This window comes from Streptomyces sp. NBC_00483 (assembly GCF_036013745.1).
Lineage (GTDB): Bacteria > Actinomycetota > Actinomycetes > Streptomycetales > Streptomycetaceae > Streptomyces.
In genome coordinates, this window is sequence record NZ_CP107880.1 from 8,933,238 (window position 1) to 8,953,574 (window position 20,337).

The 20,337-nt window shown below is 70.4% G+C and carries 19 protein-coding genes; 10 read left to right on the forward strand and 9 right to left on the reverse strand.

Annotation, left to right across the window (positions count from 1 at the left end; all coding sequences use genetic code 11):
- Nucleotides 1-34: 34 nt before the first annotated feature.
- Nucleotides 35-1,387 (reverse strand): MFS transporter, encoded by a 1,353-nt coding sequence (locus tag OHA73_RS39970; RefSeq protein ID WP_327657646.1) that lies wholly within the window; start codon nucleotides 1,385-1,387, stop codon nucleotides 35-37.
- Nucleotides 1,388-1,554: 167 nt separating this feature from the next.
- Here OHA73_RS39970 and OHA73_RS39975 point away from each other — a divergent pair, with 167 nt between their 5' ends.
- The 5 genes from OHA73_RS39975 (at nucleotide 1,555) to OHA73_RS39995 (ending at nucleotide 6,387) form a co-directional block, all read left to right on the forward strand.
- On the forward strand, nucleotides 1,555-2,541 hold the full coding sequence (locus OHA73_RS39975; protein ID WP_327657647.1) for an ABC transporter substrate-binding protein: 987 nt from the start codon (nucleotides 1,555-1,557) through the stop codon (nucleotides 2,539-2,541).
- Between the two features lie 142 nt (nucleotides 2,542-2,683).
- Nucleotides 2,684-3,691 carry an ABC transporter substrate-binding protein gene (locus OHA73_RS39980; RefSeq protein ID WP_327657648.1) on the forward strand — a complete coding sequence of 336 codons (1,008 nt, stop codon included), beginning with the start codon at nucleotides 2,684-2,686 and terminating at the stop codon, nucleotides 3,689-3,691.
- Nucleotides 3,688-4,524, forward strand: a complete 837-nt coding sequence (locus OHA73_RS39985; protein ID WP_327657649.1) for an ABC transporter ATP-binding protein — start codon at nucleotides 3,688-3,690, stop codon at nucleotides 4,522-4,524. The genes OHA73_RS39980 and OHA73_RS39985 overlap by 4 nt, the downstream gene beginning before the upstream one ends.
- A complete protein-coding gene (locus tag OHA73_RS39990) occupies nucleotides 4,521-5,345 on the forward strand; it encodes an ABC transporter permease (RefSeq protein WP_327657650.1) in 825 nt (274 codons plus the stop codon). The genes OHA73_RS39985 and OHA73_RS39990 overlap by 4 nt, the downstream gene beginning before the upstream one ends.
- A 70-nt stretch (nucleotides 5,346-5,415) precedes the next feature.
- Nucleotides 5,416-6,387: a quinone oxidoreductase family protein gene (locus OHA73_RS39995; RefSeq protein ID WP_327657651.1), complete on the forward strand. Its 972-nt coding sequence runs from the start codon at nucleotides 5,416-5,418 to the stop codon at nucleotides 6,385-6,387.
- Between the two features lie 59 nt (nucleotides 6,388-6,446).
- On the opposite strand, the gene OHA73_RS40000 is transcribed toward OHA73_RS39995, so the two are convergent.
- Nucleotides 6,447-7,982, reverse strand: a complete 1,536-nt coding sequence (locus OHA73_RS40000; RefSeq protein WP_327657652.1) for a carboxylesterase/lipase family protein — start codon at nucleotides 7,980-7,982, stop codon at nucleotides 6,447-6,449.
- Nucleotides 7,983-8,276: 294 nt separating this feature from the next.
- Here OHA73_RS40000 and OHA73_RS40005 point away from each other — a divergent pair, with 294 nt between their 5' ends.
- The 3 genes from OHA73_RS40005 (at nucleotide 8,277) to OHA73_RS40015 (ending at nucleotide 11,623) form a co-directional block, all read left to right on the forward strand.
- The gene (locus OHA73_RS40005; RefSeq protein WP_327657653.1) at nucleotides 8,277-9,692 is read left to right on the forward strand and encodes a carotenoid oxygenase family protein; all 1,416 of its coding nucleotides are present in this window, start codon (nucleotides 8,277-8,279) and stop codon (nucleotides 9,690-9,692) included.
- 133 nt (nucleotides 9,693-9,825) lie between these two features.
- A complete protein-coding gene (locus OHA73_RS40010; RefSeq protein ID WP_327657654.1) occupies nucleotides 9,826-10,392 on the forward strand; it encodes a GNAT family N-acetyltransferase in 567 nt (188 codons plus the stop codon).
- Nucleotides 10,393-10,507: 115 nt separating this feature from the next.
- On the forward strand, nucleotides 10,508-11,623 hold the full coding sequence (locus OHA73_RS40015; protein ID WP_327657655.1) for an IS630 family transposase: 1,116 nt from the start codon (nucleotides 10,508-10,510) through the stop codon (nucleotides 11,621-11,623).
- A 137-nt stretch (nucleotides 11,624-11,760) separates the two neighbouring features.
- Here the strand turns inward: OHA73_RS40015 and OHA73_RS40020 are convergent, their stop codons facing one another.
- The 5 genes from OHA73_RS40020 to OHA73_RS40040 form a co-directional block, all read right to left on the reverse strand.
- On the reverse strand, nucleotides 11,761-13,041 hold the full coding sequence (locus OHA73_RS40020; protein ID WP_327657656.1) for an IS701 family transposase: 1,281 nt from the start codon (nucleotides 13,039-13,041) through the stop codon (nucleotides 11,761-11,763).
- 52 nt (nucleotides 13,042-13,093) lie between these two features.
- On the reverse strand, nucleotides 13,094-13,537 hold the full coding sequence (locus OHA73_RS40025) for a PaaI family thioesterase (protein ID WP_327657657.1): 444 nt from the start codon (nucleotides 13,535-13,537) through the stop codon (nucleotides 13,094-13,096).
- A 72-nt stretch (nucleotides 13,538-13,609) separates the two neighbouring features.
- A complete protein-coding gene (locus OHA73_RS40030) occupies nucleotides 13,610-14,308 on the reverse strand; it encodes an enoyl-CoA hydratase-related protein (RefSeq protein ID WP_327657658.1) in 699 nt (232 codons plus the stop codon).
- Between the two features lie 58 nt (nucleotides 14,309-14,366).
- The gene (locus OHA73_RS40035) at nucleotides 14,367-14,960 is read right to left on the reverse strand and encodes a TetR/AcrR family transcriptional regulator (protein WP_327657659.1); all 594 of its coding nucleotides are present in this window, start codon (nucleotides 14,958-14,960) and stop codon (nucleotides 14,367-14,369) included.
- A gap of 127 nt (nucleotides 14,961-15,087) precedes the next feature.
- Nucleotides 15,088-16,092 carry a LacI family DNA-binding transcriptional regulator gene (locus OHA73_RS40040; RefSeq protein ID WP_327657660.1) on the reverse strand — a complete coding sequence of 335 codons (1,005 nt, stop codon included), beginning with the start codon at nucleotides 16,090-16,092 and terminating at the stop codon, nucleotides 15,088-15,090.
- Between the two features lie 112 nt (nucleotides 16,093-16,204).
- Here OHA73_RS40040 and OHA73_RS40045 point away from each other — a divergent pair, with 112 nt between their 5' ends.
- The gene (locus OHA73_RS40045; protein ID WP_327657661.1) at nucleotides 16,205-17,056 is read left to right on the forward strand and encodes a phytanoyl-CoA dioxygenase family protein; all 852 of its coding nucleotides are present in this window, start codon (nucleotides 16,205-16,207) and stop codon (nucleotides 17,054-17,056) included.
- On the forward strand, nucleotides 17,049-18,512 hold the full coding sequence (locus tag OHA73_RS40050) for a sugar porter family MFS transporter (protein ID WP_327657662.1): 1,464 nt from the start codon (nucleotides 17,049-17,051) through the stop codon (nucleotides 18,510-18,512). The genes OHA73_RS40045 and OHA73_RS40050 overlap by 8 nt, the downstream gene beginning before the upstream one ends.
- Here the strand turns inward: OHA73_RS40050 and OHA73_RS40055 are convergent.
- Nucleotides 18,464-19,258, reverse strand: coding sequence for an SDR family NAD(P)-dependent oxidoreductase (locus OHA73_RS40055; RefSeq protein WP_327657663.1), 795 nt, complete (start codon nucleotides 19,256-19,258; stop codon nucleotides 18,464-18,466). The two genes, OHA73_RS40050 and OHA73_RS40055, sit on opposite strands and share 49 nt — an antisense overlap.
- Entirely contained in the window at nucleotides 19,255-20,247 is a 993-nt protein-coding gene (locus tag OHA73_RS40060) for a fumarylacetoacetate hydrolase family protein (protein WP_327657664.1), read from the reverse strand. The genes OHA73_RS40055 and OHA73_RS40060 overlap by 4 nt, the downstream gene beginning before the upstream one ends.
- Between the last annotated feature and the right edge of the window lie 90 nt (nucleotides 20,248-20,337).

Sequence of the window (20,337 nt, forward strand, 5' to 3'; positions counted from 1 at the left end):
CGCCATGTTGCATAGAGGGAACGGGGTGTAAACATCAGGCAACAGGTGTGTCGACGTCCTCCTCGGCCCGGTCGGTGCCCCGCCCGTCGGACTCCGTGTCCCCTTGTGCCTTGGGCACGTGCGCGAAGAAGACCAGTGCCACCAACGTGACGACGGCCATTCCCATGGTGAGCAGTGCCACCGGCAGGAAGTGTCCCGTGGCGGCCAGCAGCGCCGTGGCCACCACCGGCGACAGACCGCCTGCGATCGCCGACGACAGCTCATGGCCGAGGGCCATCCCCGAGTAGCGGGTGCTGGTGCTGAACAGCTCGGAGAAGTACGAGGGCTGCACCCCGATCATCGCGGCGATGGCGATGTGCCCGACGATGAACGCCGCCCACACCGCGGCCGGTTGGCCCGTGTCCATGAGCAGGAAGAAGGGTGCCGCCCACAGCAGCATGCCGATCGCCCCGCCCAGATAGACGGGCCGCCTGCCCACCTTGTCGGAGAGCCGGCCGAAGACGACCATCATCGCCGAGTCCACCAGCATCCCGACGATCCCGGCCCAGAGCAGGACGGTCGACGAGATCCCCACGTGTGCCCCGTACACGAGGGAGAAGGACATGAAGATGTAGCTGGCGCCGCTGTCGGCGAAGCGCAGTGCCATCGCGAACAGCACCTGGCGCGGGTGGCGCCGCAGCACCTCGCGCAGCGGCGAATGAGGTGTGCTCTTCGCGTCCGTGGTGTCTGCCTCGAAGCTGTCCGTCTCGCCGAGGTTGCGGCGGATGTAGATGCCGACCACGAAGATGACCGCGCTGGCCAGGAACGGGAGCCGCCAGCCCCAGGCGAGGAAGCCCTCCCCCGACACCTGCTCCGCGATCCACAGTGCCAGCGCCGACAGGACGAAGCCAAGGCCCATGCCGCAGGAGCTGAACGAGGCGAGGAATCCACGGCGTTCGGCGGGCACGTTCTCGGTGATGATGAGCACGCCGCCGCCCCACTCGCCGCCGGCCGCCATGCCCTGGAGCAGCCGGAGCAGGACGAGGAGCGCCGGGGAGAGCAGACCGGCCGTGGAGTACGCGGGCAGCAGCCCCATGCAGAAGGTGGCAGCGCCCATCAGCGAGAGCGTCCCCATGAGGGCGGCCTTGCGCCCGCGCCGGTCACCGATGTGCCCGAAGATCAGGCCCCCGACGGGCCGGGCGGCGAACCCCACCGCGTGCCCCGCCAGGGCCGCGATGGTGCCGAGCAGCGGATGCCCGCCGGAGGGGAAGAAGACCTGGCCGAGGACCAGTGCGGCGGCGGTGGTGTAGAGGAAGAAGTCGTACCACTCCATCATGTTGCCGGCGACGGACGCGATGACCACGCGCCGCGTCGCGGACGGGCCCTCGGTCGTGCTCTTGCGGGTCATATGTGCTCCTTGCCGTTCGACCCTGAAGATCGGTGGAGCGTACGAACGGCCCGGAGCGGCCTCAATCGGGTCGGTCCGCCAGGCGAGACACCGCGCTTCTCGCGGGGCCCGCGGGCTGCCAGCGTGCCGCCACCTCGACAGCACTTCGACCCCGGAGGTCGTATCCGATGTCCCGGAACCACCGCACTGTAGGGCGCCCGGCGGCCGCCCTCCTCACTCTGCTCGCACTCCTCCTCGCGACCGCCTGCGGCGCAGGCACCACCGACTCGGCGGGAACCGCGGGCGGCGGCAGCCCGACCGTACGCATCGCGCTCGGCGTCGACGCCTCGTACGCCCCGCTGTATCTCGCCGCGCAGCGCGGCATGTTCGAGAAGGCGGGCCTCGACGTCCGGCTGACGAAAGTGGAGGGCGGCCCCGCCGCAGCCCAGGCGGTCACGGCCGGCACCGCGCAGATCTCCGCCAACGCCGATTCCACCGCGCTCCCGCAGATGGTGAGCAACCCGCGACTGCGCGCCCTGGGTGCGTTCCAGTCCTCGGGCCGCTACCTCAAGGTGGTGCTGCGCAAGGGCATCACCTCGCCGCGACAGATCAAGACGATGGCCTCGATCCAGGGCATCGGCCTGTACGCCACCCACGAGTACCTGCGTCACCATGACATCGACCCGGACTCGGTGAAGATCCAGCAGGGCGCACCGCAGGAGATGCCCACCATGCTGGAGCGCGGCGACGTCGACGGCTACATCCTCTTCGACCCCTGGGTGAGCAAGGGCGTCGCAGGGGGCGGCCATCTCGCAGGCACCATCGGCGACTTCGGTGTCACCTACGTGCAGTGGCTGCTCGCGGACGAGAAGTGGCTGAAGGAGAATCAGAAGCTCGCCGGGAAGATCTTCAAGGTGGTCGCGGAGGCCGACCGGCTGGTGACGAAGGACCCGCACGCGGGTGCCCTCGCGGCGCACGAGCAGGCCCAACTGCCGGTGGCGGCAACGGAGAAGGCGATCGGTGAGATCTCGTTCAAGGCCCGCGCCCTGACCTCGAAGGACGTCGATTCCTCGCGGAAGATCGCGGACTTCCTGCGGCAGCGGAACCTCATCAAGAGCGCACCCGACCTCAACTCGGTTCTGCTGCGCGGCTGGTACGACCGGTACGCCCGGTGACCTGGGCCGACGCACCATTCCCCGGCCGTCCCGCTGAGCGGACCGCCGCGCATGCCCCGGCCCGCGGCCGCACAGTAACGTGCGCCAACTCGCGAGCCAGCACCCCGATGACCTGCCGAAAAGCGTCCACCCCGAGGTGACCATGCAGACAGCGTCCCGCCCGATTCAGCGCATCACCGGCTCCGCTTTCCTCACCGCCGCACTGCTGGCGGTGACCGCATGCGGAGCGGGCACCACCGACGCCGGGTCCGGGCCGGGCTCCGGCGACAAGGCGGCCGGCCCCCGGATACGTATCGCGGTCGGTGTCGACGCCTCGTACGCTCCGTTCTTCGTGGCCGACGCCGAGGGGCTGTGGGCCAAGCACGGAGTGAACGTCGACCTCGTCCAGTTCGCCAAGGGCGCGGAAGGCGTCGACGCCCTCTCCGCGGGACAGGTCCAGATGGCCGGGAACTCCGACGCCACCACCATCGGCCTGCTCGGGCAGAACCCGGACCTGAGATCGCTCCTCGTGTACGAGAACTCGGGGCGGTACCTCAAGGTCGTCCTGGGCCCCCACGTGAAATCGCCCGACAAGATCCGGAAGATGGCCGTGGTCCCGGGCCTGTCCGAGCTGGCCGCCACACGGTTCCTCGAATCCAAGGGCATCAAGCCCGGCTCGGTCGACCTCGTCACCTCGGATCCCGCCGAGATCCCGGCCCTCACCAAGAAGGGCGACGTCGACGCGTACGTCCTGTGGGAGCCCTGGCCGGCCAAGGGCAAGGAGCTGGGCGAGCGCATCCTGGAGACCACCGGCGACTACGGCCTCAGCTACCAGCACTGGCTGCTTTCGACCTCACCCTGGCTGAAGGACCACAAGGGCACCGCCGCCAAGGTCGCCGCGGCCCTCGCGGACGCGGCCAAGGAGACGGAGAGCGACCCGGACGCCGCGGCGAAGGCCACCAAGGACGCCGCGAAGATCCCCACCGCCCAGACCCTGAACGCGGTGAAGGAGATCGACTTCGGCGTCCGCGACTTCACCACGAAGGACCTGAAGGGCTACGACGACACGGCCTCCTTCTACCTCGACACCGGCAAGCTCAAGGCCCGCCCCGACGTGCGCGGCGCCGTCCAGCACGGCTGGCTTCCCGACAACACGAAGGAATCCCGATGACCAAGGTGATCGAGAAGTCCACGGCCACGGGAGCGGCCCTGCGGGCCGAACGCGCCGGGATCTCCTTCGGCGACTTCCAGGCCGTCCAGGACATCGACCTCGACATCCCGGCCGGTGAATTCCTCTGCCTGCTCGGCCCGAGCGGCTGCGGAAAGTCCACGCTGCTGTCGGCGATGGCCGGATTCATCCAGGTCAGCGAGGGCACACTGACCGCCGACGGCGCTCCCATCGGCGGCCCGGACCCCGAACTGGGCATGGTGTTCCAGAGCAGCGAGGCCCTCTTCGACTGGCTGACGGTGAAGCAGAACGTCACCTTCGGGCCCCGCATGCGCGGCCGTTCCCGAGCCGAACAGGACAAGATCGCCGACGAGTACCTCGGCCTCGTCGGGCTGCGCCACTGCGCGGACCGCTACCCCGGCCAGCTCAGCGGCGGCATGCGCCAGCGCGTCCAGATCGCGCGGGTCCTCGCCAACGAACCCGGCGTCGTCCTCATGGACGAACCCTTCGGCGCGCTCGACGCGCAGACCCGGCAGGTGCTGCAACAGGAGACGGCCCGCATCTGGCGGGCGTCCGGCTGCACCGTCGTCTTCGTCACGCACGACATCGACGAGGCGATCCTGCTCGCCGACCGCATCGCCGTGATGACGGCGGGCCCGGCGGCCTCGATCAAGTCCCTGTACACGGTCGACCTGCCGCGCCCCCGCGACGAGTCCGACCCCGCCGCCGTACGCCTGCGCCACAAGCTGCGCGACGACATCGGAGAAGAGGTCCGCAAGGCCATGCGCGACCAAGGGCTCGACGACCAGCTCGACGGAGAGGCGAAGGGCGCATGACGATCACCACGACGGAGGCCGCGGCCCCGACACGTACCCGCCCGCGCCGCACCAGCCGGGCGGGCGGACAAGGACTGCGCACCTTCGGCCTGTACGTCCTCGCCGTCGTCGTCGGCCTGGGGGTCTGGCAGCTCGTCGCGATGAAGTACGGCCCCTCGCTGGTCGCCTCGCCGAGCCAGACCCTGTCGGCCGCGGGCGAGCTGGCGTCCGACGGCACGCTCGGCAACTCGGTCATCGCCTCCAGCCGCCGCATCCTGATCGGCTGGGGCCTCGGCGTCCTGGTGGGCGCCCCGATCGGCCTGCTGATCGGACAGATCAGGATCCTCCGCCAGCTCCTGGAGCCCTACATCGAGTTCTTCCGCTTCATCCCACCGGTCGCCTTCGTGACCCTGGCGGTGGCGTGGCTGGGCATCGGCGAGTCCTCGAAGATCGTCCTGATCTTCTACACGGCCGTCTTCATCGTCACCCTCAACACCAGCGCGGGCGTCATGGCCGTCAACGAGAACAAACTGCGGGCGGCGGCCAGCCTCGGCGCGAGCCGCAGGCAGATCCTCCAGCGGATCGTGCTGCCGTCCACCGTCCCGTACATCCTCACGGGCGCCCGCCTGGCCATGGGCAACAGCTTCCTCACGATCGTCTCCGCCGAGATCGTCGCCTCCCAGGTGGGCCTCGGCTCCCTGATCTGGACGTCCCGGAACTACGGCCGGATCGACTGGGTCTTCGTCGGCATCATCACCCTTGGTGTGTTGGGTCTCGTCTACGACCGGGTGCTGCGCGTGATCGCGGTGCGTGTACTGCACAAGTACGGGGCTAGGGTGTGAGTGGGAGAACGGGGCGGGACGCGGTCACCAACGGAGACACCAACGGGGACATGAACGGAGAACACAGCACGTGAGCACCACCGCAACGACATCCCGAGCCCTGCTCCTGGAGGAGTTCGGCACCCTGCCGCGCCTCACGGAGCGGACCGTGCCCGAGCCGCGCCCCGGACACACCCTCGTACGGATGGCGGCGGCCACCGTCGCCCACCTCGACATGAACATCCTCGACGGACAGTTCGGCATCCTGCCCGAGCTGCCGTTCATCCCCGGCACCCAGGGCAGCGGCCACGTCGTCGCCTCGGACACGCACCCCGAGGGCGCGCTGGTCCGGCTGCGAGGGGAAGGGCTCGGCCTGAGCCGCGACGGCGCCTGGACGGAGCACGCGCTCGTGCCGGACGCCGCCCTGGAGCCGATGCCCGAGGGCACCGACCCCGCCCTCGCCTGCATCTACTTCTCGCCTGTCGGCACCGCCTGGGCGACCGTCCACGCCATCGCGCAGGTGCGGCCGGGGGAGCGGGTGCTGGTCACCGGTGCGTCCGGTGCGGTCGGTGCCATGGCCGTGCAGCTCGCTGCGCGCGCCGGCGCCGAGGTGATCGGTGCGGTCGGCCGTCCGGCGAAGCTCCCGCACGTGCCCGGGGTGGCCAAGGCACTGCTCGCCTCGGACCTCTCCGAGGAAGCGATCGGAGGCAAGGTCGACGTGCTGATCGACACGGTCGGCGGCGAGATCCTGCGGAACGCCCTCACCATGGTCCGCGGACGCGGCCGGGCCGCACTCCTCGGCTATACGGCCGGCCGCGAGCTGAAGCTGGACCTCGCGGACTTCTTCCTCGCGGACGTGTCCCTGCTGCCCGTCAACATGATCTCGCGCGGCGCGGAGGTCGCCCCCGAGGTGCTGCGCCTCCTTCCCGACCTGTCGTCGGGCGCGCTGTCGCTGCCGTACGAGCGGTACGGGATCGACGCGCTCGGCGAGGCGGTGGAGCGACTGCGCACGGGTGCGGCGGTCGGGAAGATCGTGCTCGACCTGGAGGGCTCCGGGAAGTAGGACCTGGCGTACGGGAACGGGCCCCCTCCGATCGGAGGGGGCCCGTTGCGTATGCGGGGTCAGGACTGCGAAACGCCTGCCTGTGCGGCGAGTTGGCCCGGATCGACCGGGAGCCAGTCGTGGTCGATGGAGTTCCAGAAGGAGCACTGGTGCTGGGTCGCGTACGCCCCGGACGTGAGGGCCTTGCTCTCACCACCCGGCAGCAGCGACATGTACTTCCCGGCCCGGTACGAAGGCCAGGCGGCCTGTCCCGGAGCCGCGGGGTTCCCGTGCTTCACGAACGAGCCCCAGTAGCGCACCATCTCGTCGGACAGCTGCTGCTGCCCGGGTGACAGCTGCTTCGAGGCCGCCTCGGGCATCAGGTACGGCATCTCGGCGCCGTGCGAGGCACCCGGGTCGAAGCCGGCTGGCAGACCGCCCTTGACGGGCGGGTGCGGGTCGTCGAACTCGTAGAAGTACGTGCGCGGTTGACGGCTCGCGGCCTGACCCGCGAGGTCGTGGTACTGGCAGCCTCCGAGCCCGTAGAACGAGCTGCTGTCGTCCCACAGATCAGCGAAGGCGTACGTCCCGGTGTACGAGTCGCCGTAAGCGCTGAACGGGTAGTGGGCGAGGACGGCGTCGGCCTGGCCACCGAACTCGATGCGGACCGCCTTCTCGTACTGCTCCTTCGTCGCCTTCGCGAACGGCAGCGCCCAGGAACGCACTTCGTCGCGCGTGTGACCGATGAGCAGGGGGACGTTCGCGGCCTTGCCCGTGCGGACGGCCTCGCCCGGCGGAATCGGCAGTTCGGGGCCGCCGGAAACGGGCAGCGGTCCGCTCAGTACGCCTCCGGCGAACTCCCGTCCAGAGGCCAGCAGTTGATCGGCCGACTTGGACCGCAGGCAGGACGCGCTGTCCGCGGCGTTCGCGCAGCCAGCCGCCGTCTCGTACTTCTTCCCTCGCGCGACGGCCTGCTGGGCCGTGAGGCTGGGGCAACCGCCGCTCTGGATGATCGCGCCGGAGAACAGGCCGCGGGCCGGCGGTGAGGCAAGGAGCGCGCAGACGGAATGACCGCCGGCCGACTGGCCGCCGATGGTCACCCGGCTCGCGTCGCCGCCGAAGGCGCCGACGTTGCGCTGCGTCCAACGCAGCGCAGCCTCCTGATCGAGCAGACCGTAGTTGCCGCCACCGTGCTTGCTCAGGCCCGGCAGATCGAGCCAACCGAACGCGCCGAGGCGGTAGTTGACGGTGACGACCACGACGTTGTTGGCCTCGGCGATCTGTGAGCCGTCCTCGTCGCCTCCCGACCCGCCGGAGAATCCGCCGCCGTGGATCCAGAACATCACCGGCAGCGGATGGTCCGTGCGCTTCGAGGGGGTGTAGACGTTGAGCGACAGGCAGTCCTCGCTCATCCCACGGCCGGCGTCGCCGCCGAACTGCATGCAGCGCGGGCCGGGGGCCGTCGCCGAACGCGTCCCCTTCCACGAGGACGCGGGCGCCGGCGGCTGCCAGCGCTTGGAGCCGACGGGCGGAGCCGCGTACGGGATGCCGAGGAACCGGTCGACCCCGTCCTTCGTGGCTCCCGCGACCCGGCCCTTGTCGGTGGGGACCGTCAAGGAGCGAGAGGCTGCGGAGGCGGGAACGGCGGATATAAGCGTGAGCAGCACGAACAGGCTCGCCAAGCCTGCAAGTCCTCTTCGGGCAAAGGAATGCACGGAACAACCTCCCAGGGGGCCGGAGCGATGGGCGAGGCCATGCTCCGTAACGCACGGCGGCCGCGCGACACTTCTGGCCCGCTCAGCGGACCGGATCGGGAACGGCCCGCCTCGATCGGGGGTCGACCCGGGCCCGTTTTCGGTAGAGGGTGGAGTCCTGCGCCACCCCCTGCCGGACCCGTCGAGGAGGCCGTCATGGCCGATCAGGGAAATCCGTATCTGCAAGGGCTGTTCGCGCCCGTGCGCGAGGAGGTCACCGCCTACGACCTGCCGGTGAGCGGGCGGATACCCGACGGGCTCGACGGGAGGTATCTGCGCAACGGGCCGAATCCGCTGAACGTCGACGACCCGGCGGCGTACCACTGGTTCACCGGGCCCGGCATGGTGCACGGGGTACGGCTGCGCGGCGGGCGGGCCGAGTGGTACCGGAACCGGTGGGTGCGCAACGACGCCATGGCCGCGACGCTCGGGGACAAGCCGCTGCACGGCCCGCGCCACCTCGACATGGACCTCGCGCCCAACACGCACATCCTGAACTTCGCCGGCCGCTACCTCGCCACCGTCGAGGGCGGAGCGCTGCCGTACGAGCTGGACGGCGACCTCAACACCCTTGGCCCGTACGACTTCCAGGGCACGCTGCCGGGCGGGCTCGCCGCGCACACCACCCTCGACCCGGTCAGCGGTGAGCTGCACGCGGTGGCGTACTGCTGGGCGTATCCGTATGTGCAGTACCTGGTCGTCGGGACCGACGGGCGGGTGCGGCGCAGGGTCGACATCCCCGTCGACGGGCGGCCGATGATGCACGACTTCTCGCTCACCGCCTCGTACGTGCTGCTGTACGACCTGCCCGTCGTCTTCAACCCGGACGTCGCCACGTCACCCTCGTCCCTGCCCTACATCTGGGACCCGGAGCGCAAGCCGCGGCTCGGCGTGCTGCCGCGCGAGGGGCGCGCCGAGGACGTGCGCTGGCTGGAGGTCGAGCCGTGCTTCGTCTTCCACCCCATGAACGCGTACGAGGACGGGGACGGGCTCATCAATGTCCATCTGGTGCGCTACGACCGGCTGTTCGCGGGGCGGGACAGCCGCGGGCCGGACGAGACGCCGCCGCGACTCGTGCGGTGGACGGTCGATCTCGCCGCCGGGACCGTGCGCGAGGACGGCATCGACGAGCGGGCCGTGGAGTTCCCGCGGGTCGACCCGCGGCGCGAGACCGGTGCGCACCGGTACGGCTACGGGGTCCTCGAACCCGTCGACGGGTATGCGGCCGAGCGGGCCCGCGTCCACCTGCTGTCGCCCACCTCGCCGGCGCCCGAGCTCGCCCAAGTCGGCGTCGGACTCGTCAAGTTCGACCTGGAGCGCGGCGGCAGCGAGGTGCATCGCTTCCATGCGGGCGGGGACGTCGGCGAGGGCGTGTTCGTGCCGTCGGCGGACAGTGACGCCGAGGACGACGGGTGGATCCTGTCGTACGTCTTCGACCCCGAGCGTGGCGCCACGGACCTGGTGGTCCTCGCCGCCCAGGATCTGAGCGGCGGGCCCGTCGCGCGGGTGCATCTGCCGGTGCGGGTGCCGGTGGGGTTCCACGGCAACTGGGTTGCGGACCAAGAGAGTTGAGAACCGTCGCCGACGGCTAGTGCTCTGAACGGAAACGATCACCGGGGTGGGGTGGTCATGCCGGTCAGGATTGATATGTGGTGATCGAATAGCCTGTCCGGCAGCTCACTGGCAAGACACGGGGAGAAATTCGATGACCATTGCCTCGCAGCACGGCCTGGTGCCGATCACTACCGAACGGCTGGTCCTGCGGCCGTTTGCCTTGGGCGACGTGGATAACCGGTATGCGTACCAGGGCCTGCCGGAAGTGGCGCGCTACCTCTACCGACAGCCGCTCACCCGCGAGGGCTGTGCCGAGGCCATCGCCGCGCGGGCCGGTGGGACTGCCTGGCAGGCTGACGGTGATGTGCTTCTGCTGGCCGTGGGCCGGCCGGACGAGCCAGGTGTCATCGGCGAGGTGGTCCTCACCCTCACAAGCGCGCACGCCCGGCAGGCCGAGATCGGTTGGGTCTTCAACCCGCGGTGCGCCGGGCGGGGATATGCCACGGAAGCCGCGCGGGCCCTGGCCTCGCTCGCCTTCGAGCAGTTGGGAGTCCACCGGATCTTCGCACGCCTCGACGTCCTCAACACCGCATCAGTGCGCGTGTGTGAGCGTCTCGGCATGCGTCGCGAGGCGCATCTGGTCGACAACGACCTCGACGGAGATCGTTGGGGCAGCGAATACGTCTATGCCGTGCTCGCCCATGAGTGGATGGACTGAACCCCAACTACCCAGCGTCATGGGGCCTTGCACGGGACGTGATCATGAGGTTGGCGTCGGCTGCCCTCGCCTCGGTTGGATGCGACTAAGCGTCCGTTCTGCGCAGGGAGAAGCGATGGCAGAGCCGGTCAGGGTTCGTCGGCTGACTGAGCAGGAGGGGCAGAGGCTGCAGCGGATCGTGCGGCGGGGCAGTACCAGCACGGTGCGCTTCCGCAGGGCGATGATGCTGTTGGCCTCGGCCGGCGGCAACACCGTGCCGGTGATCGCGAATCTGGTGCAGGCGGACGAGAATACTGTCCGGGATGTGATCCACCGATTCAATGCGATCGGGCTGGCCTGCGTGGACCCTCGGTGGGCGGGAGGCCGTCCCCGCCTGCTCAGCGATGACGACGAGGAGTTCGTCATCGAGACGGCCACCACCCGCCCCACCAAGCTCGGCAAGCCCTTCACCCGCTGGTCGATCCGGAAGCTCGCCGACCATCTGCGGCGCAACGTCGCCCGTCCGATACGTATCGGCCGTGAGGCCCTGCGCTGTCTGCTCCAGCGTCGCGGTGTGACGTTCCAGCGGACCAAGACCTGGAAGGAGTCCAGCGACCCGGACTTCGATGCCAAGCTGGACCGGATCGAGTACGCGCTCACCGAGCGCCCCGATCGCACCTTCGCCTTCGACGAGTTCGGCCCGCTCGGCATCCGCCCCACCGGCGGGTCCTGCTGGGCGAAGCAGGGCAAGCCCGACCGGCTGCCGGCGACCTTCCACCGCACCCACGGGGTCACGTACTTCCACGGCTGTTACTCGGTCGGCGACGACACCCTGTGGGGCGTCAACCGGCGCCGCAAGGGCATCGCCCCGACCTGGGCTGCACTCAGGAGTATCCGGGCAGCTCTTCCCGACGGCGCCCCGATCTACGTGATCCTGGACAACCTGTCCGCCCACAAGAACGCGGGCATCCTGCGCTGGGCGGCCCGGAACAAGGTCGAGCTGTGCTTCACGCCGACGAACGCGTCCTGGGCAAACCCGATCGAGGCCCATTTCGGACCGCTGCGGCAGTTCACCCTCGCCAACTCCAACCACCCCAATCACCACGTCCAGACGCGGGAGTTGCACCGCTACCTGCGCTGGCGAAACCAGAACGCCCGACACCCCGACATCCTGGCCGCCCAACGACGCGAACGCGCCCGCATCCGCAGCGAGAAGGGAATCCGTTGGGGCGGACGCCCACTCACAGCCTGAATGGACACACCCACCCCGGTGATCGTTTCCGGTCAGAGCACTAGTAGGACTCCGTTAGGTCTGTCTCGATCTCGAGGTGTGATGTGTCCTGGCGGGCAGGGGCTGTTGGCAGGTGGTGCAGGCGCCGGTCCAGCACCTCAGGATGTTCTGGAGGGTGTCGAGGACCTGATAGAGGGTGAGTCCGGTGCGGGGACTTTTGGGGCCAGGCGCTGTTCGGTGAGGAAGGCATGGGCGGCACTCACGAGGGTGACGTGATGGTGCCAGCCGGGCCAGGAACGGCCTTCGAAGTGGTCGAGTCCCAGGCCGTGTTTGAGTTCGCGGTAGTCGTGCTCGATGCGCCAGCGGACCTTGGCCAGGCGGACCAGCTCGTCGATCGGGGTGTTGGCCGGCAGGCTGGAGAGCCAGTAGTCGGTGGGTGCCTCGGCGCCGTCGGGCCATTCGATCAGCAGCCAGCAGTCGGGCAGGATCCCGTCCCACCAGCCCTGTTGGTCCGAGGCGGCCCGCTTTATCGGCCGCTCGACGGCCTTGCCGGCCGGCCGGACCCGCAGCGCGGCAAACCGGGACTGCAGCCGACCGCGGGAGCCCTGGCGCCAGGTGAGGGTGGTGAAGGCGTCCGGTCCGAGTTCCTTGGCCAGGGCCGCCACCGAGGGGGCGGGCTGCCGGTAGCGGGGTTGTGGCCAGCAGCCGACCGCGCCCTCGCGGGCCGGGGCCTCGGGTTCGGCGTCGAACGGATGGGCCGTCACATCGGTGCGGACGGCGAGCATGTAGTCCAGGCCGCGGTCGGCCAGCGCGGCCCTGAAGTGCCCGTTGGTGCCGTAGGCGGCGTCTGCCACCACCACCGGTGGGGTCATTCCCCAGCCGGCCAGCGTGTCGAGCATGTCCAGGGCCAGGCGCCACTTCTCCCGGTGCGTGACCTCGGGCGGGATCAGTGTTTTGGCACGGCGGTCGGCGTCCGCCGCCCACTCCGGGGGCAGGAACAGCCGCCACTGCAGCGGGCACGAGGCGGCGTCGGTGGCGGCGTGCACGCTCACCACGACCTGGCAGTTCGCGCGCTTGCCCAGCGCCCCACAGTACTGGCGGGCCACGGCGACCGACATCCGGCCGTCCTTGGGCAGCGACACATCGTCGATCACCCAGGCAGTCGGCCGGATGAGCGGCAGCATGCGCTCGCAGACCCGCCGCTGCACCGGCACCGGGTCCCACGTCGACTGGTTCACGAACTGCTGCAGGTTCTGCTCGTTGCCGTCCGGCAGCCGCGCGGCCATCGCCTGGATCGACTTGCGGCGGCCGTCCAGCATCAGGCCCCGCAGGTAGCAGTCGCCCTTGGCCCGCTGGTCCCTGCGCGGCACCGAGGCGAACACATCCGCCACGTACAGTGCCAACCCCGCCCGGACACGGTTCACTTCATGTGCGTCCACTCATCCAACATGCTCTTGATCAGCACTTATCGGAAGACCTAACGGAGTCCTACTAGAGAATCATGCAGGTGGTCGTGGCGTGGGCGATCAGCTTGCCCTGCTCGTCCAGGACCTTGCCCTCCGCGGTGGCGGTGCGGCGGCCGGCGTGGATGACCTTGCCTTCGGCGGTGAGGGTCTGGCCGTCGGTGCGGGCGGCGCGGATGTAGTTCACCTTGAGTTCGAGCGTGGTGTAGCCGGTGCCCGCGGGGAGCGTGGTGTGGACGGCGCAGCCCATGGCGGAGTCGAGGAGGGTGGCGGCGATGCCGCCGTGGACGGTGCCGAGGGGGTTGGCGAAGTCGGGGCGGGTGTCGAGGGAGACGACGATGCGGCCGTGCTCGACCTCGTCGAAGTTCATGCCGAGCAGACGGCCGATGGAGGGGATGTCGGTGGGGCGTTCGGTCTGCACCCAGCGCATCAGTTCCAGGCCGGTCATGGCAGTGGGGTCGGTGGTCGTCACGGTGGTCGTTCTCCTTGTGCGGTGCGTGAAGCGTGGTGCGGGTGGCGCCCCTGCCCCGGGGTGCGGTCGTGGTCAGCCGAGCGGGTTGGTGGTGTCGCGCAGGGTGGCCAGGGCCGGGGCGTACATGCGGGCCTTGATGGTGCCGAGGGTGTCGCCGGCCTTGGTCACCTGTGCCTGGGCGAGTTCGATCGCGGTGGAGCGCACGGCGTCCTCGGGGACCGCCTGGTCGACGATGCCGGCGGCCGCGGCGTCGGTGCCGCCGTAGCGGTGGGCGGTGAGCATGGCCTCGTGCGCGGTCCGCGGGGCGAGGCGGGACTGGATCAGGGCGGCCATGCCGGGCGTGAAGGGGATGTTGATGTCCGCCTCGGGCAGACACCAGAACCCGCGGTCGGCCCGCATCACGCGGAAGTCGTGTGCGAGGGAGAACATGGCGCCGGCGGCGAAGGTGTGTCCCTGCAGCGCGGCCACGGTGATGACCGGCAGTGACAGCATCCGCGCGAACAGCTCGTGGACGGTGACGACGTAGTTCTCGTGCTGGTCGGCGTGCGCCAACACCCATTCCAGGTCGAGCCCGTTGGAGTAGAACTTGCCGGTGGCGGCGGTGACCAGCGCGCGCGGGCCCTCCGCCTTCTCCGCCTCGTCGAGCGCGGCGCCGACGGCGGTGAGCCAGTCGGGGTGGAAGCGGTTCTCGCCGTCGCCGAGGTCGAGGACGAAGACACTGTCGTGACGGTCGAGCGAGGGCGTGACGGGCGTGACGGGCGTGGCGGTCATGGCGACTCCTTCGAGGTGTGCACGGGATGCGAGGTGTACGAGGTGGCGACGGGCCGGATCAGGTGTCGGGCCGCTCGCGCAGGGCGTACAGGAGGAGATCGTGGATCTCGGCGGCGGCCGCCTCGATCGGGGCGGTGCTCTGCTCGGCCCGGCACATGATGACCGCGCCCTCGACCGCGGCGAGGGTGAAGGCGCCCAGCCTGCGGCTGCGTTCCTCGGTCAGGCCGTGCCGGACGAAGAGCCCCGCGAGAGCCTCCTGCCAGCGGGCGAAGACGGCGGCGGCGGAACGGGCGAGCTGGGGCGCGTCGTCATTGGTCTCGACGGCCACCGCCACGATTGGGCAGCCGGCCCGGAAGCCGCTCTCGACGAGCCGCTCGCGCCACAGCACGAAGAACGCGTCGACGGCCTCCACGGGATCGTCGGCCTGCATCGCCGCGTCGATCAGTCCGGCGATGAAGTCCCCGGCCAGGGCCACCGCCTCGTCGATGAGCTGCGCCCGCCCGCCGGGGAAGTGGTAGTACACCGAGCCGCGCGGCGCCCCGCTGTGAGCGAGTACCCGGTCGACGCTGGTCGCGCTCGCCCCGTACTCGCGCAGCAGCGCGGCGGCGCTGAGGACCATCCGGTCACGACTGTCACTCTTGCGCGGGCTCACCTGTCCACCCCACCTCTGACGACGAGGCGCCCCACCGCCGAGCGGTGAGCTGCCTGGGCTACCTGTCAGTAACTTAAGGTGTATGACATAGAACAGGCAAGAGGGGATGGACGGCCGATCGGTCGGCTCAGGCCGTGCCGCGCCTCAACAGCCGGTGCGGCACGATCAGTTCCTGCGGAGGGACGTCGTTGCTGGGGCTGTAGATCCGGTCCGCCAGACACTGCAGGGACCGCTCGGCGATCTGCTGTTTGTCCGGCGCGATGGTGGTCAGTGGCGGATGGCTGTAACGGCCGTCCTCGATGTCGTCGAATCCGACGATCGCGATGTCCTCGGGCACGCGCAGGCCCCGTTCGTGCGCCACATGGAGGGCGCCCAGGGCGAGTTCGTCACTGAAGGCGAACACGGCGTCGGGGACGGCCGGTCCGTCGAGCAGTTCGGCCATGGCGCGGGCGCCGTCCGCCCGGTGCAGCGCGGCCACGGGGCGCTGGGCGTCCGGGAGTTGGGGGAGTCCGGCCCGCTCCAGGGCCCGGCCGTGGCCCTCGGTGCGCAGCAGGGCGGTGCCGTTGTGCAGGTGCGGCTGCAGGCCGATGGCGGCGATGCGGCGCCGGCCGAGGCCGATCAGATGGCTGGTGGCCTCGTCGGCGGCGGTGACGTTGTCGACGGCGACGCGGTCGGCCGCGCCCCGCGGGCTGCGCTCGCCGAGCAGGACGAGCGGCACGGTCGGTGCGGTGGCGGCGAGTTCGGCCGGGTCGAGCGCCCAGGGGCTGATGATGAGCCCGTCGACGGCGCGCCCGCCGCCCTGGGTGAGCAGTCGGCGTTCGGCGTCGGCGTCGCCCCGGGTCTGGTCTATGACCACGGTCCAGGAACGGCGCTGGGCCTCGTCGACCAGGAGTCCGGCCAACTCGCCGAAGTAGGGCGAGTGCAGCTCGGGGATGGCCAGGCCGATGATCCCGGTGCGGCCCGCGCGCAGGCTGCGCGCGGCGAGGTTGGGCCGGTAGCCGAGCTCGTCGATCACCTCCTGGACGCGCCGTCGGGTCTCCGCCGCCACCGAGGCGGACCCACTGACCACATTGGACACGGTGCGCGTGGAGACGCCCGCCCGGGCGGCCACATCCTTCAGACGACTGCTCACCCGGTCATCCTTTCACGCGGCGCCCCCGGAAAACCGCTGCCCTGAGGGTATTGCAACGTTGCATTCATCGATGCAATCTAGTGGCGGAACTTCCGCTTGCAAGGAGGCAAGGATGACTGTGTCCGCATTCCCCGGCGTCAGCCCCGCCGATCAGGACGTCGATGTGACGCGGGACGTGGCGAACCTGTACGGGGACGGCATCACGGCGCGGAAGGGCGCCTTCGCCACGGAGTGGGCCGACCGGATGCGCGAGGACATCGAGGCCGCGTACGAAGAGGCGCGCTCCCGGCCGGGCGGCGCCGTGGGCCGCGGTCCGAACCGCTACTACGTGGAGATCCACCCCGAGCAGCTGCGCGGCTTCGTCGACCTCGTCGACCACCCGTGGGTGCGGTCGGTGGCCACCGCGGTCCTCGGCCCGGACTACCGCATCGTCGAACTCGGCTTCGACGTACCGCTCGAGGGCGCCGTGAACCAGCCCTGGCACCGCGACTTCCCCATCCCCGACGAGACGCGGAACGAACGCCGGCTGACGTCGCTCGCCTTCAACGTCACCGCCGTCGACACCGCCGAGGACATGGGCCCCTTCGAGATCGCGCCCGGCACCCAGTGGGACGACGAACCCGACTTCGAGCACGGGATGTTCCCGCCCCGCGAGCGCTTCGGCCGCTACGAGGAGCGCGCGGTGCGCAAGTACCCGCAGCGCGGCGACATCTCGGCCCGCACCGCGCTGACCATCCACCGCGGCACCAAGAACGAGTCGTCCAAGTCGCGGCCCGTGCTGATCCTCGGCCTCGACGGCCCAGAGTCGAACAACGGCGACCGGCACGACACCGCCGTCACCCGCACGTTCTGGGAGTCGCTGCCCGAGCGGGTGCGCCGCCACCTGGACTGCCCGGTCGTCGACGAGCTGACGCCCGTCACCCAGAAGCACACCATCGAGGGTCTGGTCATGGGCGATGCCTGAGCCGGCCACGGAGGCGCACGGCCCCGCAGGCGGCGGACGCACCCCGGTGCTGGTCTACGCCGTCGCCGCCGTCTCGGCGCTTGGCGGTCTGCTCTTCGGGTACGACACCGGCATCATCTCCGGCGCCCTGCTGCACCTGCGGGAGGACCTCGACCTCTCCTCCCGCGAGCAGGAGATCGTCGTCAGCGTCATCCTGCTCGGCGCGATGGTCGGCGCCCTGATCTCGGGGCGCGCGGCGGTACGGCACGGCCGGCGCAAGGTGGTGGCGACGGTCGCGGTGATCTTCGCCGCCGGCGCGGTCGCCGCCGCGCTCGCCCCCGATGTGTCGACGCTGATCGCCGCGCGCTTCGTGCTCGGGCTCGCGGTGGGCGGCGCGTCCAACATGGTGCCCGTCTACATCGCCGAACTGGCGCCCGCGGCCGTACGCGGCCGGCTCATGGTGCTGTTCCAGCTGATGGTCGCCATCGGACAGCTCATCGCGTACCTGTGCGGCTGGGCCCTGTCGGGCAGTGGCGGCTGGCGGGTCATGTTCGCCCTCGCCGTCATCCCCGCACTGGCACTGGCCCTCGGCATGCTGCCGCTGCCGGAGAGCCCGCGCTGGCTCATCGAGCAGGGCAGGACCGACGACGCGGAGCGCACCCTGCGACGACTGCGGCCCGCAGGCGCGGACGCGGCCGCGGAAGCGGCCGAGATCGCCGCGGTGTCGAACAACACCCCTGCGGGCGGCGGTAGTTGGCGACAGCTGCGGCAGCGGTGGCTGCGCCCGGCCCTCCTGATCGCCCTCGGCATCGCGGCCTTCTCCCAGCTCACCGGGATCAACGCCATCGTCTACTACGCCCCGACCATCCTCGACGACGCAGGCTTCGGCGACTCGGTGGCGCTGCTCACCGGCATCGGCATCGGCGCGATGCTCGTCGTGGCGGGCATCGTCGGTGCCATCGCGGTCGACAAGGCCGGACGGCGCCGCACGATGCTGTGGTTCCTGCCGGGCTCGGCGCTCGCCATGGTGGTGCTCGCGGCGGCCTTCGCGACCTCCTCCGGATCGACGGCCCAGCGCTGGACCGTGATCATTTCCCTGTTCGCGTACATCCTGTTCAACGGGGTGGGCATGCAGGCCGTCGTCTGGCTCATCGGCCCGGAGATCCTGCCGCTGGGCGTGCGCGGCCCGGCCACCAGCCTGGCTACGCTGTCCGTATGGGGCTTCGACCTCCTCATCGCCATGACCGCGCTGACGGCCATCAACACCGTCGGCCGCTCCGGCACATTCCTGTTCTACGCGCTGATGAACGTGGCCTGCATCGTCTTCGTCGCGCTGAAGGTCCCGGAGACGAAGGGCCGCAGCCTGGAGCGCATCGAGCAGGCGCTGCACAGCCCGCTGCCCTTCCGCCGGGCGCTGGACGACGACGGTCAGGGGCTGTCCGAGGCCTCCGACAGCCGCGCCGGTGCGGCGGTGTGAGCGGCCGGGGTCCCCGGGCGCAGAGCGTCGGAGATCGACTTGGCGGCGCCGTGGGCCGTGTATCCACCGTCGACCGGGATCTCGGCGCCGGTGATGAACGACGACTCGTCCGACAGCAGGAACGTGACGAGCGGGGTGATCTCGTCGACCGTGCCGGTGCGGCCCAGCGGGGTCTCGCGCAGGTTGGCCTCGCGGAAGGCGGGGGCGGCCGACGCCGTCATCTCCGTCTCGATGAAGCCCGGATGGATCGTGTTGACGCGGATGCCGCGCGGGCCGAGTTCGAGTGCCGCCGTCTTCGACAGGCCGCGCAGCGCCCACTTGCTGGACGTGTACGCGACCGGGTAGTGGGCGGTGAGCGCGGCGGACGAGCCGACGTTGACGATCGAGGCGCCGGCGGGCATCAGCGGGGTGAGGTGCTGGATGCCGAGGAGCGGTCCGGTGACGTTCACGGCGTGCACGCGGGCGAAGTCCTCGGCGCGCACCTCGTCGAGGCGGGCGCGCCAGGTGATGCCCGCGTTGTTGACCAGGCCGTGGATGGGGCCGTACGACTCCCGTAGATCGGAGGCTAGTTGGGCCCATTGCGTCTCGTTGGTGACGTCGAGCGGGCGGATGCCGGGTCCCTCGGTCACGTCCGTCGCGATGACGTGGGCGCCCTCGCGGGTGAGGGCCGCGGCCTCGGCGGCGCCCTGGCCGCGGGCCGCGCCGGTGACGACCACGACCCTGCCCGCCAGGCGCTTCGTGGTCACGGACGCTCCCGCGTGCGGCGGCGGCCGGCCGGGAGCGGCAGCGGGGTCGCGCCCTCGACGACGGTGTTGGAGAGGGTGCCGACGGCCTCGACCGTGAGGGTGACGGTGTCTCCGGGCTTCAGCGGCGGCGGAGTCTGTTCGCCGCGCCTGCCCCACAGTTCGGCGAGGCAGCCACCGTTGCCGCAGGTGCCGGAGCCGAGAATGTCACCGGGGCGGACGACGGTGCCGCGCGAGGCGTAGGCGACCATCTCCTCGAAGGTCCAACTCATGTTGGAGAGCAGGTCCTTGCCGATCGTCTCGCCGTTGACCTCGGCCGTCAGCGCCAGGCGCAGCAGACCGTCCGCGTCGCGGTACGGCTCCAGTTCGTCGGCGGTGACCAGGTACGGGCCGAGCGTGGTCGCGGTGTCCTTGCCCTTGCAGGGGCCGAGGCCGACCTTCATCTCGGCGGACTGGAGGTCGCGGGCCGACCAGTCGTTGAAGACCGTGTAGCCGATGATGTGCTCGCGGGCCTCTTCGGGAGTGAGGTCGCGGCCCTCGCGGCCGATGACGGCGGCGACCTCGAGTTCGTAGTCGAGGACGGTCGAGCCGGGCGGCATCGGGATGTCCTCGCCGGGGCCGTAGACGGCGTACGGGTTGGTGAAGTAGAAGGTCGGCGCCGCGTACCACTGCTCGGGTACGCCCGCGACACCGTCCACGGCCTTGCGCACACCCTCCACATGTTCCTCGAAGGCCACGAAGTCCCGTACGGAGGAAGGCTGGAGGGGCGGAAGCAGCCGCACTTGGGAGACCTGCGGGCCGGGCGGTCCGGCAAGCGCGGCGGTACCGGCGTCGAGGAGGCCCGGCAGGCCGTCCGAGGAGTGGATCAGGTCGGTGAGGGAGGTGACACCGGGCACCGGGTACAGGGTGTCGTCCTCCGTGACGACGGCGACGCGGGTGGGGTGTCCGTGTTCGTGTTCGTGCTCATACGTGGAGTAGGTGGCGAATCGCATGCGAGCTCCTGGCGGGCGGCGACGGAACCGGGGGGCGCGGCGGGTGTGTCAGGGCATGGACAGGGCACCGCCGCGCCCCCGGAAATCGGG